General features: G+C 32.3%; 8 protein-coding genes. 7 read left to right on the forward strand and 1 reads right to left on the reverse strand.

What is annotated here, in order from left to right; all coding sequences use genetic code 11:
* Positions 1 to 100: 100 nt before the first annotated feature.
* On the forward strand, positions 101 to 2,740 hold the full coding sequence (alaS, locus tag DM444_RS02115; protein WP_111283522.1) for an alanine--tRNA ligase: 2,640 nt from the start codon (positions 101 to 103) through the stop codon (positions 2,738 to 2,740).
* 283 nt (positions 2,741 to 3,023) lie between these two features.
* Here the strand turns inward: alaS and DM444_RS02120 are convergent, their stop codons facing one another.
* Positions 3,024 to 4,769, reverse strand: coding sequence for an ABC transporter ATP-binding protein (locus tag DM444_RS02120; RefSeq protein WP_111283524.1), 1,746 nt, complete (start codon positions 4,767 to 4,769; stop codon positions 3,024 to 3,026).
* A 339-nt stretch (positions 4,770 to 5,108) separates the two neighbouring features.
* Here DM444_RS02120 and DM444_RS02125 point away from each other — a divergent pair, with 339 nt between their 5' ends.
* The 6 genes from DM444_RS02125 to tamL all read left to right on the forward strand — a co-directional run bounded on the left by DM444_RS02125 (position 5,109) and on the right by tamL (position 16,362).
* Positions 5,109 to 5,843, forward strand: a complete 735-nt coding sequence (locus tag DM444_RS02125; RefSeq protein WP_111283526.1) for a hypothetical protein — start codon at positions 5,109 to 5,111, stop codon at positions 5,841 to 5,843.
* An 88-nt stretch (positions 5,844 to 5,931) separates the two neighbouring features.
* Positions 5,932 to 6,714, forward strand: a complete 783-nt coding sequence (locus DM444_RS02130; protein WP_111283528.1) for a hypothetical protein — start codon at positions 5,932 to 5,934, stop codon at positions 6,712 to 6,714.
* Between the two features lie 228 nt (positions 6,715 to 6,942).
* Positions 6,943 to 7,902: a GSCFA domain-containing protein gene (locus tag DM444_RS02135; protein WP_111283530.1), complete on the forward strand. Its 960-nt coding sequence runs from the start codon at positions 6,943 to 6,945 to the stop codon at positions 7,900 to 7,902.
* Between the two features lie 115 nt (positions 7,903 to 8,017).
* Positions 8,018 to 8,737, forward strand: coding sequence for a hypothetical protein (locus DM444_RS02140; protein WP_162614906.1), 720 nt, complete (start codon positions 8,018 to 8,020; stop codon positions 8,735 to 8,737).
* 211 nt (positions 8,738 to 8,948) lie between these two features.
* The gene (locus DM444_RS02150; RefSeq protein ID WP_111283534.1) at positions 8,949 to 14,060 is read left to right on the forward strand and encodes a translocation/assembly module TamB domain-containing protein; all 5,112 of its coding nucleotides are present in this window, start codon (positions 8,949 to 8,951) and stop codon (positions 14,058 to 14,060) included.
* The gene (gene tamL / locus DM444_RS02155) at positions 14,044 to 16,362 is read left to right on the forward strand and encodes a translocation and assembly module lipoprotein TamL (protein WP_111283536.1); all 2,319 of its coding nucleotides are present in this window, start codon (positions 14,044 to 14,046) and stop codon (positions 16,360 to 16,362) included. Before DM444_RS02150 ends, tamL begins: the two co-directional genes overlap by 17 nt.

Here is a 16,362-nt window from a genome sequence, read left to right on the forward strand (position 1 = left end):
ACATTATAAAAAACTTAACGCATCATCAAATGAATAAATTAGCTAATCATCTAATTTTCAAATTGACACATTAAAACAGACACATTTTTCTAATTTAAATATGAAATCACAAGACGTACGTAAACAATTTTTAGATTTTTTTGAGAGTAAAGGGCATACAATTGTCCCATCAGCTCCTATTGTCCTTAAAGATGACCCAACCTTGATGTTCAATAACTCGGGAATGGCCCAGTTTAAAGAATTTTTCTTAGGAAACGGAACTCCAAAAAGTCCAAGAATAGCCGATACGCAAAAATGTCTTCGTGTTTCAGGAAAACATAATGACCTTGAAGAGGTTGGTATTGATACTTACCACCACACGATGTTTGAAATGTTAGGAAACTGGTCTTTTGGTGATTATTTCAAAAAAGAAGCAATCAACTGGGCTTGGGAATTATTGACAGAAGTGTACAAAATTCCAAAAGAAAATCTTTATGTTTCTGTTTTTGAAGGAAGTAAAGAAGATAATGTTCCGTTTGACCAAGAAGCTTGGGATATCTGGAAAACATTAATTGATGAAGATCGAATTATTCTTGGAAATAAAAAAGATAATTTCTGGGAAATGGGAGATCAAGGACCATGTGGACCTTGTTCTGAAATTCACGTTGATTTACGTTCTGAAGAAGAAAAAGCTCAGGTTTCTGGAAAAAGTTTAGTTAATAATGATCACCCGCAAGTTGTTGAAATTTGGAATAATGTATTTATGGAATTCAACCGTAAAGCAGATGGTTCTTTAGAAAAACTTCCTGCACAACACGTTGATACCGGAATGGGATTTGAGCGTTTGTGTATGGCATTACAAGGAAAAACATCAAACTATGATACCGATGTTTTCATGCCTTTAATTAGAGAAATTGAAACTATTACAGGTGCAAAATATACAACTAATGATGTAACAGGCATTAGTGAAGAACAAAATAAAATGAATATTGCCATTCGTGTAGTTGCAGATCACGTTCGTGCGGTGGCTTTTGCTATTGCTGATGGACAGTTGCCTTCTAACACGGGTGCAGGTTATGTAATTCGTAGAATTTTACGTCGTGCTATTCGTTACGGATTTACTTTCTTAGGAACAAAAGAGCCATTTATTTTCAAATTAGTTGAAACTTTAAGCGAGCAAATGGGAGATTCTTTCCCGGAAATCAGAACGCAAAAAGCACTTTGTTCAAATGTTATTCGTGAAGAAGAAAATTCTTTCCTAAGAACATTAGATCAAGGATTAGTTCTTTTAGATGCTGTAATTTTAAATAATAACGGAGACACAATCGATGGTAAAAAAGCTTTCGAATTGTACGATACTTACGGATTTCCAATCGATTTAACCGCTTTGATTCTTTCAGAAAAAGGATTGAAATTAGACGAAAAAGGATTCCAGGAACAATTACAATTGCAAAAAGAAAGATCTCGTGCAGCATCAAAAGTAACTGCTGGTGACTGGAATGTAATTGTTGAGGATGATATTCAGGAATTTGTTGGTTATGACAGATTATCTCAGCAAGTAAAAATTACGAAATACAGAAGAGTAGAAAGTGTTAAAGACGGAGAGATTTTCCAATTGGTTTTCAATGCAACTCCTTTTTATGGAGAGAGCGGAGGACAAACGGGAGATAAAGGATATTTAGAAGCTCAAAACGGAGATATCGTTTATATTATCGATACCAAAAAAGAAAATAACCAAACGATACATTTAACACAATCGTTGCCAGATAATATTACTGGAACTTTTAATGCTGTTGTAGATAAAATTCAAAGAGCTAAAACTTCTTCAAACCACTCGGCTACGCATTTATTGCACCAAGGTTTGCGTAAGATTTTAGGAACTCATATTGAGCAAAAAGGTTCTATGGTAAGAAATGCTTCTTTGCGTTTTGACTTTTCTCATTTTTCTAAAGTTTCTGATGAAGAATTATTAGAAGTAGAAAACTTTGTAAATGCAAGAATTCGCGAGAGTTTACCATTAATCGAAAAAAGAGGAATTCCTAAAGAACAAGCTCTTGAAGATGGAGCAATTGCTTTGTTTGGAGAGAAATACGGAGATTTAGTTCGTACTATTAAATTTGGAGATTCTGTCGAATTATGTGGAGGAACGCACGTTGCCAATACATCTGATATCTGGCACTTTAAAATTGTTTCAGAAGGTGCAGTTGCGGCTGGAATTAGAAGGATTGAAGCAATCACAAGTGAAGCTGCAAAAGAATATTTTGAGTCTCAGGCTGTTTCTTTAACTGAAATTAAAGAAGCTTTAAAAAATGCTCAAGATCCTGTAAAAGCAATTCAGGCATTACAAGACGAAAATGCTCAATTGAAAAAACAATTGGAGACTTTATTGAAAGATAAAGCTAAAAATATGAAAGCTGATTTAGCTAAAGAATTACAAGAAATCAATGGAGTTCAGTTCTTGGCTAAACAAGTTGATTTGAATCCTGAAGGAGCAAAAGATTTAGCTTACGAATTAGGAAATTCTTATAATAATTTATTTTTAGTTTTAGCTACTGCTCAGGACGGAAAACCAATGTTAACATGCTATGTTTCTAAAGAGATTGTAGCTGAGAAAAACTTAAACGCTGGACAAGTAGTTCGTGAATTAGGTAAATATATCCAAGGTGGAGGAGGAGGACAACCTTTCTTCGCAACTGCAGGAGGTAAAAATATTGACGGAATTGCTGAGGCGCTTGCTAAAGCTGTGGAATTTGTGAAGTAATTAAAGTCACTTAGAATCTGAGATACTAAGATTCTAAGTTTTTATAAAAAGTAAACCCGACAGATTTTAAAAATCTGTCGGGTTTTTTATTTGTAGTATTCTCTCATTTTATGTTATTTCGACGAAGGAGAAATCTCCGCAAGTAACTCCACAATCAAAGTCGCAAATTTTTGTCGAGCTTCTAGCGGAGATTTCTCCTTCGTCGAAATAACAAATAGTACGTTTTTCGATTGTTAAAAAAGCTTAGAACCTTAGCAACTTAGAATCTTAGCGACTCAGAAAACTATTTTCTCTCCCCAATTTGTTGGCGCCACATAGCATAATAAAGCCCTTTTTCTACAATTAAATCTTCGTGTTTACCTTGTTCGATGATTTTACCTTGTTCTAAGACAAATATTCTGTCGGCATGCATTACAGTTGATAAACGGTGCGCGATTAAAACAGTAATTCGGTTTTTGTCTGAAATATTTCTAATTGTTGCGTTAATTTCCTCTTCTGTAATTGAATCTAATGCCGAAGTCGCTTCGTCAAAAATCAATAAATTCGGATTTCTAAGAATAGCTCTAGCAATAGATAAACGCTGTTTTTCTCCACCCGAAACTTTTATTCCACCTTCGCCAATTGTCGTGTTTAAACCATCTTCTGCGCGTCTCAAAAGTTTGTCACAACTTGCTCTTTTTAAAGCATCATATAAATCTTCATCGGTTGCATTTGGTTTTACAAATAATAAGTTTTCGCGAATCGTTCCAGAAAATAATTGAGCGTCTTGTGTTACAAATCCTAATTGTTTTCTTAAATCAAGTAAATCAATTTCTGTAGAATCAATATCATTATACAAAACCTGACCTTCTTGTGGAGTGTATAATCCGACTAATAATTTTACTAAAGTCGTTTTCCCAGATCCAGACGGACCAACAAAAGCCACGGTTTGTCCTTGTTTGATTTCGAAATTTATATTTTCAACTGCTTTGAACTTTGCGGTTTTATGCTGAAAACTAACATTTTCGAAAAGTAATTTCTGAATTGCACCAACATGTTTTGGTGTTTTTGGACGAAATTCTTTTGGAGCGCTTAATAAAGTTTTAAAGTTCTCCATAGAAACTTTTGTTTCGTTCAAAGCAATAATAAAGTTTCCTAATTCTTGCAATGGACCAAAAATGAAGAAGGTAAAAAATACCATTGTCAATAGATCTCCAACAATGATTTTTCCTCCAAAAAGGAAATAATATAAAGCAAAAACAACACAAGTTCTTAAAAAATGAACGGTTGTTCCTTGAATAAAACTCAAACTTCTGATGAAACGGATTTTCTCTAATTCTAGTTGAAGAATTTTAAAAGTGTTTAAGTTCAAACGCTTTTCTTCTTGATATGTTAAACCAAGACTTTTTACTAACTCGATGTTTCGTAAACTTTCAGTTGTCGAACCTGCCAGTGCATTGGTTTGATTTACAATCTTTCTAGAAACGATTTTGATCTTTTTACCCAAGTACAAACTCACCAAAGCAATAATTGGAGCTGTAATTAAGAAGATAATCGAAATTCTAAAATCGATTCTTGCAACATAAACGATTACAAATATAAAACCGATTATAGTTTGAAAGATTAACGAAATAGAAAGTGTAATCAGTTTTTCTGAATCGATTCTAACTTTTGTCAATTTGCTCAAAGTTTCTCCACTTCGCTGGTCTTCAAATTCGGCATAAGGAAGATCAAGAGATTTTTTGATTCCGTCTGTATACATTTGAGCGCCAGTACGCTGAATAACAACATTGGTGAAGTAATCCTGAAAGTTTTTGGTAATTCTAGAAATCATCGCTGCACCAAGCGAAAGCCCAAGCCAGAAAGACAATGATTTAATAAATCCGATTTCGTTTCCTTTGTATTTTGCCAGACCAACTCCGCAATCCTGCATAAGTTTTCCTGTAATTACTGAGTCTGATAAACTGAAACAAATGTTGATAGTAGCCATTATCAAAGCAAAAAATAAGAGCATTTTATGTTTGATAATGTAAGTATATAATAATTTCATATATGATTTTAAAAAAATGGAAGATGCAAAAATAAGGAATTGTTTTAGTTTGTGAAGTTCATTTTTGTTATTAAAAATGTAAATTTTTTACAGATGAAATTACCAGTTGTTTTAGTCTCTGAATTAATTAAAAAAACAGAAGAAAAAAGCTAGGTATTTATACGTGTTTTTGATTTTATCTAATCTTTTGTGATAAGATATTTGTGTGCTTATTTTGTTAGCCAATAATATCTTAAGAAGCATTTAAATTATAGTAACTGTTTGTAATGAGGAATCCCGTAAGGTTTTGGTTTTAGGTTGTCTTAAGTTTGTAACAATAACAAATTTAACCAAATCAAAATGAAAAAAATTTTATGTCTTTTCGGAGCTTTGACTCTGTTATTAACCTCTTGTTCAAGTGAAGATTCTCCTTCTTCAGATCTTGTTTTACTTAAGAAAAACGTTATCACAACACCTGAAGGTGACAAAATTACTGTCAATTATAAATATGACGGCAATAAAATTGTAAGTACAACAGATGACTCAGGTGATGTAGGTTTGTATTATACTTATACGGGAGATCTAATTACTAAAATAGAATTTAAATATGCTGATGGAACAGTAGATCAGATTAATACATTTTCTTATAACGCAGAAGGCAAATTAACCACTTTTGTTAGAGTAGAGCCAAATATGGATTGGGGGCATAAAGAAGTTTATACTTATAATGCTGATGGTACAGTTACAGCGCAATCATTTTCTGGAGATGGAACAACTCAAACACTTGAAGGAACAACCAACACCATTAAATTTGTAAATGGAGAGGTTAGTGAGATAATAAGTGAAGACGCAAGCTGGGAAAATCATAAATACACTTATGATAATAAAAACAATCCTACGAAAAATATTTTAGGAATGGATAAAATTGCATTCGTTGACGGAGAAGGTAATGGAGTTAAATTTAATATTTTAACTGATACATCAGAAGGTGACTTATGGACAAACAGTACTTTTACTTATAATGAGAATGGTTATCCAGTTAAAGAAGTTAATACAGGATCTGATAGTTTAGGTACTATTGAATATTTTTATTAATAGTTGAACCTGTTTTATTTATAAAAGCCAGATGCAAATGCTTCTGGCTTTCTTACTTTTGCAAAGTTTAATAAAAAATACCTCAATCATGAAAAAAATCTTATGTCTTTTTGGAGCTTTAGCACTACTATTCTCATCATGTTCAAGTGAAGAAAATTCTTCTCCTGAAGCAAATGATGGTACATTTCCAAAAAGTATTATAACTACTTACTCAGGATCTCCGGCCGATACTACTTTTATCACTTATAAAGATGATAAAATTGAAAGCATGACCACTAAAAAAAACAAAATTTATTTTTTTTACGAAGGAGGATTAATTCAATCTAAACAGTATTATGAGATTGTTCAAGGTAAAGAAAACAAGACTACAGTTGTAACTTACTTTTATGAAAACGGAAAACTAGCATCAAGTAAATTTATTAGTAGCATTAGTATAGATTATCCGAATGGAAAATTCGCAGGTAGAAATGTATATACCTTTGTATCGGACACACTAATTAAAGTGCAAAGATTTGACACGGATCAATTTACCAATATTGAAAAAGAAAGCGATACTTATAATATGCTGATCTATAAAAATGGAAATGTAATTAGAAATACCACTGTAAATGGCAAAACAGCACTTGATATGTATGCGCAAATTTATGAGTATGACAATAAAAATTCTCCGTTTAAAAATATTAAGGGTATCAATCTATTAATTGCTGAAGAGATGTCCTCGAGCAATAATATTTTAACAATTTCGAGTAATACAAATTTTGTTTACGATAAGAATACTTATGAATATAATGATGAAGGATATCCAAGTTTAAAAACGTATTATAAAGGTGGAGGAGAACAGGTCTCAAGTACAACAAAATATTTATATTAAATAGAAAGCCAAATACTTAATGTATTTGGCTGCTTTTTTAGATTTTTCCTGTTTTAGAAGACCTTTTACAATTAAAAAAATAATCTTGCATTGGATAATTTTAAACGAAACAATTGAATATAAATACTAATTTGTACAAGATCCAAAACCATAAAAAACCAAATGCTTTTTTGTATTTGGTTTTTTTGTTGAATAAAATAACCGAAATTTGTTTAAAAACCCGAAGTAATGCAATTCAGAACCCAAATTCCCATTTCAAAAAGTAATAATCCGATCGATTATAATTCGAAAGTACTTTCTATTGGATCTTGTTTTGCAGAAAATATGGCGGAGAAATTCGATTATTTTAAATTTCAAAATGAAACAAATCCGTTTGGGATAATTTTTAATCCAGTTTCAATTGAGAAATTATTTGATAGAGTTTCTAAACAGGAATTGTTTGGAGAAAAAGATGTTTTCTTTCACAATGAACGCTGGCATAGCTACGAAGTGCATTCCGATTTGAGTAATTCAGACCGACAAGAATTGTTGGAAACGCTTAACAAAGCAATTACTGAAACCTATAAACAAATCAAAGAAGCAACACATATCATTATCACTTTTGGGACTTCGTGGATTTACAGAAACATAGAAAAAGATGAAATTGTAGCCAATTGCCATAAAGTTCCTCAAAAGCAATTTGCGAAAGAATTATTATCGGTTGAAGTAATTCAAAAAAGTATTCAAAATACAATCGGCGCTATTCAGACTTTAAACCCAAATATTAATTTCATATTTACGATTTCTCCTGTAAGACATATCAAAGACGGTTTTGTAGAAAATCAGCTGAGCAAATCGCATTTATTTACAGCGCTTCATCAGGTTTTAAAAACTTATAATTCAAAATTCATAACTCATAATTATTTTCCTTCGTACGAAATCATGATGGACGAACTTCGTGATTACCGTTTTTATAACGAAGATATGCTTCATCCCAACCAAATTGCGATTGATTATATCTGGAAGCTTTTCAGCGAAAGCCACATTTCAGAGAACAGTTTTTCTATAATGAAAGAAGTAGACGAAATCCAAAAAAGCCTGCGTCATAGAAGTTTTAATCCAGAATCAGACCAGCATAAAAAATTCTTAGCCAATCTTCAGCAAAAAATGAAAAACGTTGAGGAAAAATGGCCTCATATTGTGTTTTAATGTATAAAAGAAAGTTTTTTTGAATTTCGGTTTGAAAATATTCAAAACAAAAAATAAACAAATTGTTATGTTTTGATCCTAAAATTATGTTTATTTGTAATAAATACCTTTAAATATGATGAGAAAAATTACTTATTTGCTTTGCATTTCGCTAATGATGTTAACATCTTGTTCAAACGATGATAACGCTGCTCAGAATACTGAGAGCAGAGTACCAAAAAAACAAATTATTTCTGATCTTGATGGTCCAGTGGCTATTGATTTCGTCTTTGATGGAAATAAAATTGTTAGCAGTACATATACCGACAATTATGTTGTAAAATACACTTATACCGGAGATTTAATTACCAAGAAAGAAGCTTCAGACTTTACAGATGAGTATAATTATACTAATGGAAAATTGACAACTTATTTGCGAAAACTTCCAGGACGTGATTACTATGATAAGTATTCTTATACTTATGAATCTAGTGATGTTGTTTCATTTGTAATATCTCGAGTTACTATTTCAACTGGTGCAGAAGAAATCATTTCTCCAAAGAATATTTATACATTAAAGGATGGAAATATCATAAAATATGAAACTTCATCATCTGTAACAACATATAAATATGACGATAAAAATAGTCCGATGAGAAATGTTTTAGGGTTTAATAAAATCTTTGAAGAGCAGCCACAAGTTAGCTCATCGGTTAATAATGTAATAAGTTATACAGTCACTTTAGTAGATAACAATAGTTATACCAATGAGATAACATATGCTTTTGATGAAAATAATTTTCCTACTGAAATGAACTACAAAGCGATATCCTTTAAATGCACATATTCCTATTAGTAAAACGTATATAGCGATATAGAAAATCTTAAAGCCAAATAATTTTATTGTTTGGCTTTTTTATTGGTCTTAATAAATGATTTAGCAGTGAAATTTTAGAATAATTGCTCATAATTATGTAAATTGTTAAGGTTTAAATTTTACATTTTTGTAAGATGTGTAACCCTGCTTTTTTCAGAAGCAATTTGAATCTTAACGATTTTATTGACGTATGAATAAGAAACCCAGACATTTTCTTAAAAAAATACTTCGCATTCTAATATGGTGCGTGGTTTCTGTGGTTGCGCTATTATTACTTCTAATTATTTTAATCCAAGTTCCGTCAGTCCAAAATTTCGTTAAGGACAAGGCGATAACATATCTTCAAGGAAAAATAAAAACCAAAGTTTCTCTGGATAAAATTTTGATCAAATTTCCAAAAGATGTAGTGCTGGAAGGTTTCTATTTTGAAGATCAAAAGAAAGATACTTTGTTGGCTGGTAAACGATTAGAAGTTGATGTTGATCTTTTTAAATTGGTAAGCAGCGAACTGGAAATCAATTCAGTTTCATTAGAAAACGTAAAAGCCAATATTTCAAGAAACAAAGACGGCGTTTTCAATTTCGATTATATCATAAAAGCATTTGAATCTAAAGAGCCGAAAGTAGAAGATCCAAATGCTAAACCTTTCAAAATCTCTGTTGTAAAGGTAAATCTCGATCAAGTTAAATTCAATTTTAAAGATGATTTTTCGAAAAATGATATTCGAGTAAATCTTACTCATTTTGATACGAAATTCAAAAAGTTTGATTTGGATCAAATGGATTTTAATATTCCGAATATCAATTTGAATGGATTGAAAGTAGTTTTGGATCAAGATGTTGTCGAGAAGATTGCTGAAGTTTCTGTTAAAACCGTTGATACCGTTTCAAAGCGCCCAGATTTCAAACTGAAACTGGATAAAATCACTTTATCTAAAATCGATATTTTATACGATAATAAAGATTCCAAATTAAATTCAGGCATTCGTTTAGGAAATTTAAATCTGGCCGTAAACAAAATTGATTTAAACAAACAGCTTTTAGATTTCGATACTTTCGAAGTAAAAAATCTTAGCGGAAATCTAAGATTAGGCGCAAAAGACAAACAAATTCAAACTCCAAATTTAGATACAACTGCAATAAAACAAGCAGGTTGGAAAGTGAAACTCAATGAAACCAATCTAGAAAATATCGCTTTCAAATTTGATGATATGCAGTCAAAATCCAAAACAAAAGGTATTGATTATGCACACTTAGATTTGAATAAATTCAACTTTAAAGCCGACAAATTGTATTACGGAAATGATACCATTTCTGGAAATATTAAAACATTGACTGTAAACGAAAAAAGCGGTTTGCAGATTCAAGCTTTAAAAACAGATTTCTTTTATGGTCCAAAAAGTGCCACATTAGAAAATCTGTATTTTAAAACGCCACAAACTCTTGTTCAAGATAAAGTTAAGGCGCAATATAAATCACTAGAATCACTTCAAAAAGATTTAGGAAATCTCGCTATTGATGCCAATTTGAAACAGTCAAAAATTGGTTTCAAAGATATTTTATTGTTTGTTCCCGATTTGCAGAAAACAAATCCGTTTAAAAGTAATCCAAATGCGATTTTGTATGTAGACAGTCGCGTGAGTGGGAAAGTAAAAGATTTGAATATTTCGAAATTTGAAATGAGCGGAATCGGTTCTACAAAAGTTTCCCTTTCGGGGAAAATTTCTGGACTTCCTGATGCTCAAAAAGCATATTATGATCTGAATATCAAGAAGATTTCGAGTACTTCAAAAGACATTAATATGTTTATGCCAGCAGGAACAATTCCGAAAAACATACAATTGCCTTCGCAGTTAAGTTTGCAAGGAAAATTTAAAGGTTCGGTACAGAATTTCAAAACCAATTTGGTCTTAAATAGCAGTTTTGGAAATGCAAAAGTCGATGCGTTATTTGATCAGCGAATCAAGAAAAAAGAAAAATACGATGCAGACGTTTCTTTGCAGGAATTTGATTTAGGACGATTAATCAAAAACGATTCAATCGGAAAAATTACGCTTAAAGCGAAAGTTAAAGGAAATGGTTTAGATCCAAAAACAGCAAATGCAGCGATTGATGGTTTGGTTCAGAAAGCAGTTTTTAATCGATATACATATAAGAATTTAGCTTTAAAAGGAAATATCGAAAATGGTTCTTTCGCAGTAAAATCTGGAATGAAAGATCCGAATCTGAATTTTGATTTAACTGCAAGCGGAGACACAAAAGACAAATACCCAACTGTAAAATTAAAACTGAATTTAGATATTGCCGATTTAGAAAAGTTGAATCTGCACGCGGGCCCGATGAAACTTCGCGGAAATGTCGATGCCGATATTACCAACAGTAATCCAGATTTTCTAAACGGAAAAGTGTTTTTATCCAATATTCAGATTTTGCAAGATGTTGAGCCAATTGTTTTGGATTCGATTCGTGTTTTGGCTTTCGCAGATAAAGACAGTAATTCGATTAAAATTTCGTCTCAATTTCTAAAAGCAGAAGTGACTGGAAAATACAAACTGACGACTTTGGCAAATTCAGTTCAAAAGTCATTATCGAAATATATTGATCTTAAAAACCCGAAAGTCAACGCAGAATCAGATGAGCAAAGACTGGCGTTTATGTTGAAAGTTGATAATGATCCAGTGCTTTTTAAATTGTTGCCAAAACTGACAGGTTTAGAGCCTTTTACAATCAATGGAAAATACAATAATCAGACGGATTCTTTAGAAGTAAAAGGAACGATTCCGAGAATTGTTTACGCAAATAACACTATTTCTGATGGACGAATCAATATTGTGGCAAAAGAAAATGCTTTAGAATATTCGGTTTCTGTTGCTACAATTGAAAGCGGTTCTTTAAAAATTCCGTTTACAAGTTTAAGCGGAGAAGTTCAAAATAATATTTTGACTTATGCGCTTGAAGTTCAGGATGCAAAACAAAAACAGCAATATTTTATTGCAGGTGAATTTAAAGCAGAAGATTCTAAAAATATAGTAAAGTTCGATTCTGAAAACTTCATTTTAAATTATGACAAATGGAATGTCGATCCAGAAAATTCAATTGAATTTGGAGAAAAAAGACTGTATGTCAATAAATTCAATTTGAATAATAATGGAAATGAGTTAAAAATGCAATCGCAAGGAAATCAAGATAATGCGCCGTTACAAGTCGACTTTGTAAACTTCAAAATTGAAACCATTATGAATATGGTTAAAAAAGACGAGTTGTTAATGCAAGGTTTGATAAACGGAAATGCTTTGGTTGAAAATGTAATGACAAACCCGATTTTTACATCAGATTTAAAAATTGATGATTTTACTTTTAAAGGATCAAAAGTTGGTGATTTAGAAATAAAAGTTGACAATAAAACTGCCAATATGCTTGCCGCAAATGTAGCTTTGAGCGACGAAGGAAACGATCTAAAACTGACAGGAGATTATCAGTTAGACGCTGGAAATTTTGATTTTGATGTTGCAATTAATAAACTGTACATCAAAAGTATTCAAGGATTCAGTATGGGAAATATTACTGAAGGACAGGGTTTTCTATCGGGAAATTTTAAATTGACAGGAAATACTTCTGCTCCAAAAATTAATGGAGAATTAAACTTTAATGATGCTGGTTTTAGAGTAACGCAACTGAATTCCTATTTTAAAACTAAAAATGAAAAAATCACCTTCAATAACGAAACCATTTCATTTGATAAATTTTCTCTTTTTGACGAAAACGATAATGAATTATATGTAAACGGAACAATTCAGTCTCCAGATTTTGTTAAATATAATTTCAATTTGGTTGTTGAAGCAAACGATTTTAGAGCGATTAATTCGAAAGCAAAAGACAACGATTTGTTTTATGGCGATTTGTTTTTGGACACAAAACTGAATATCAAAGGAAATCTCGATAGTCCTGTTATTGACGGAACGCTAAAAATCAATAAAGAAACCAAATTTACAGTCGTAATGCCTCAATCAGATCCTTCAATTGCTGATAGAGAAGGAATTGTAGAATTTGTGGATGAAGACAATTTGTATTTGCGACAAACGGTTGATATGCAGAACAAACTGAATCAATCGGAATTGAAAGGAATGAACGTTAATGTCGCAATTTCGATTGATAAAGAAGCAGAATTAACTCTCCTGATTGATAAATCTAATGGCGATTATTTGAATTTGAAAGGAGAAGCAGAGTTAGTAGGCGGAATCGATCAATCTGGAAAAACAACTTTGACAGGAAAATATGAATTTTCAGATGGTTCTTATCAAATGAATTTCAACGGAATCAAAAGAAAATTTGATATTCAAAAAGGAAGTTTTATTACTTGGAACGGCGAACCAACAATGGCAACTTTAAATATTACAGCTATTTATAAAGTTAATACTGCGCCAATTGATTTGTTAGGAAGTCAGTTGACAAATCTACCTCCATCGGTTCAAAATACTTATAAACAAAAACTTCCTTTTCAGACTTTGTTGAAAATGAATGGAGAATTGCTTAAACCAGAAATCTCATTTGGAATTGTGCTTCCAGAAGGGAATTATAATGTTTCTACAGATGTTGTAGATATGACACAAACAAAACTGAAACAATTAGAGCAAGATCCAGCGGAATTGAATAAACAGGTTTTTGCACTTTTATTGTTAAACCGATTTGTGGGCGAAAATCCGTTTTCTAGTGAAAGTGGCGGTACAAATGCAGAATCTTTTGCTAGACAAAGTGTAAGTAAAATTCTTTCGCAGCAATTAAATAATCTGGCAGGAGATCTTATTACAGGTTTTGAAGTAAATTTTGATTTAGAATCGACAGAAGATTACACGACAGGAACCATGCAAAACAGAACTGATTTGAATGTCGAGGTTTCTAAAAAATTACTAGACGATCGTTTGAAAGTTACTGTTGGAAGCAGTTTTGGAGTAGAAGGACAGGAACGCGCCAACGAAGAAACAACCAACATTGCGGGCGATGTAGCATTAGATTATCAATTGACAAAAGACGGTCGCTATATGGTTCGTGCCTATCGTAAAAATCAATATCAGGTTGCAGTTGAAGGTCAGGTAATTGAGACTGGAGTGGCGTTTGTAATCACGATGAGTTACAATAAATTCAGAGAACTTTTTCATCGTACAGAAAAAGAGAAACAATTAATTAGAGAAGAAAAAATACGTAAGGAAAAAGAAAAACAGAAAAAGAAAGAACAGAAGGAAAAGGAAAAATTGCAGGAGAACGAAGACGAAAAAACAATTGAAGGAAATGAGCAGAAAACATAATCATATAAACCCATTTTATATAAAGTGTATTGCACTGCTTTCCTTGTTTTTTGTTGTAGGATGCAGTAACACAAAATACCTTCCAGAGGGCGATTTGCTTTATACAGGAGGTTCCGTGACCATAAAAGATTCGATTATGAAAAAGAAAAATCGAAAAGCATTAGAAAAGGAACTCGAGGGTTTGTTGCGCCCAAAACCAAACAAGCAAATCTTTGGTTTGCGTCCAAAATTATTAATCTATAATCTTGCTGGCGAACCTAAAAAAGATAAAGGAACAAGATATTGGTTAAGAAATAAAGTCGGAGAACCGCCAGTACTTTTTAGTCAGGTCGATTTAGATTATAATGCTTCTGTATTAAGAAATTTTACTGAAAATAGAGGCTATTTTAAAACCCGTGTAAGTGCCGATTCTACTGTTCGAAATAAAAGAGTTACGGCAGAGTATATCGTTACGCCAAGACAGCAATACATTATAAAAAGCGTGATATTTCCAGACGATTCTTTAAAAATGTCAAAGATTATTGCAAAAAGCAGCAGAAGAAGTTTGCTTAAAGTGGGTGCGCCTTATGATTTAGATATTATAAAAGCAGAAAGAGAAAGAATTGATGCGAGATTAAAAGAAAAAGGTTATTTCTATTTTAATCCAGATTATATTTTGGCCAAAGTAGACAGCAGCAAAGGAGATCACGAAGTAAGAATTAGATTGGTTATAAAAGACGATACGCCAGTAAAAGCTTTAACCACTTATAAAATTGATAAGATTTTTGTGTATCCAAATTATTCTCTAACGAATGATAGTGCTGTTTATCGAAAAAGAAACATGACACAATATAAAGATCTCACGATAATTGATACAACAGAAACTTTCAAACCCAGAATTTACGATCGAACGATTTATTTCAAAAAAGGAGATGTTTACAATCGAAAAGATCATAATTTGACTTTAAACCGATTTGTGAATCTTGGTACTTTCAGTTTTGTAAAGAACGAATTTAGACCTTCAGATTCTATTCCAAATGCTTTAAATTCTTATTATTACTTGACTCTTTTGCCTAAAAAGTTTATTCGTGTTGAAGTTATTGGCAAAACGAATTCAGCGAGTTATACGGGGACAGAGTTAAATTTAAACTGGAATAACCGAAACTTTTTTAGAGGAGCAGAATTGTTTACAGCTTCTGTTTTTGGAGGAGCCGATTTTCAGCTTGGGGGAGTAAATAAAGGAAAAAATATTTATAAACTCGGAGGTGAGGTGAGTTTGACTTGGCCAAGATTTATAACGCCTTTTCATATTGAAGGTAATAGCGAATATGTTCCGAGAACCAAAGCCACTTTGCGTTATGAATACCAAAAAAGAACCGAGCTTTATGCTTTGAATTCTTTCAATACTTCTTTTGGATATATGTGGAAAGAGAACATTCGTAAAGAACATCAATTGAATGTAGTCGATGTAACTTACGTAAGTCCAAACCATGTTACGCCAGAATATTTGGCCGATATAGAAGAGGATGCTGCTTTGGGGAAAGTAATTGAAAAACAATTGATTTTTGGCCCGACTTACAATTATACGTACACAAATACGATGCAGAAGCGTAAAAGACATACGATATATTTTAACGGCGAATTAGATTTGGCAGGAAATCTAACAGGGGCAGTTACAGGAGCTAATATTAAGAAAAATGATACGATAAAAATCTTTGATGTTCCGTTTAGCCAATATGTGAAAATCAGATCCGATTTTAGACATTATTTGAAGCTTGGAAAAGAAAGTGAATTGGCCAGTAGATTGATTGTTGGTGCAGGATTTGCTTACGGAAATTCGAATACACTTCCAGCTTCAAAACAGTTTGTAGTTGGAGGAACCAATAGTATTAGAGCTTTCAGGGCGCGAACTTTAGGTCCAGGAAGTTATGTTATTCCGCCCACAACAACTAATAATTATACACCCGATCAATCAGCAGATTTAAAACTAGAATTCAATACCGAATATCGAGCTAAATTATTTAGCATTGTAAGAGGCGCCGTATTTGTAGATGCTGGAAATATTTGGCTTTTGCACGCCGATCCTAATAAACCTGGAGCAGAAATTTCGAAAGATTTTATGAAAGAAATTGCCGTTGGAGCAGGAGCTGGTTTACGGTTCGATTTGTCGTTTTTAATTTTACGAACAGATCTGGCCATTCCGCTTCGAAATCCTGCTTTGCCAGACGGACAAAGATGGATTATTGATGATATTAATTTTGGAAGCAGTTCTTGGAGAAAAGATAACCTGATTTTGAATATCGCTATCGGTTATCCGTTCTAG

The organism is Flavobacterium ginsenosidimutans (assembly GCF_003254625.1).
In the GTDB taxonomy this organism is placed as follows: Bacteria; Bacteroidota; Bacteroidia; order Flavobacteriales; family Flavobacteriaceae; genus Flavobacterium; species Flavobacterium ginsenosidimutans.

What these genes read in the sequence shown, in the direction of transcription:
- DM444_RS02130 (WP_111283528.1), top strand. Translation starts at nt 5,932, where the DNA reads ATGAAAAAAATCTTATGTCTTTTTGGAGCTTTAGCACTACTATTCTCA.
- DM444_RS02135 (WP_111283530.1), top strand. Translation starts at nt 6,943, where the DNA reads ATGCAATTCAGAACCCAAATTCCCATTTCAAAAAGTAATAATCCGATC.
- tamL (WP_111283536.1), top strand. Translation starts at nt 14,044, where the DNA reads ATGAGCAGAAAACATAATCATATAAACCCATTTTATATAAAGTGTATT.
- DM444_RS02125 (WP_111283526.1), top strand. Translation starts at nt 5,109, where the DNA reads ATGAAAAAAATTTTATGTCTTTTCGGAGCTTTGACTCTGTTATTAACC.
- DM444_RS02140 (WP_162614906.1), top strand. Translation starts at nt 8,018, where the DNA reads ATGATGAGAAAAATTACTTATTTGCTTTGCATTTCGCTAATGATGTTA.
- DM444_RS02120 (WP_111283524.1), bottom strand. Translation starts at nt 4,769, where the DNA reads ATGAAATTATTATATACTTACATTATCAAACATAAAATGCTCTTATTT.
- DM444_RS02150 (WP_111283534.1), top strand. Translation starts at nt 8,949, where the DNA reads ATGAATAAGAAACCCAGACATTTTCTTAAAAAAATACTTCGCATTCTA.
- alaS (WP_111283522.1), top strand. Translation starts at nt 101, where the DNA reads ATGAAATCACAAGACGTACGTAAACAATTTTTAGATTTTTTTGAGAGT.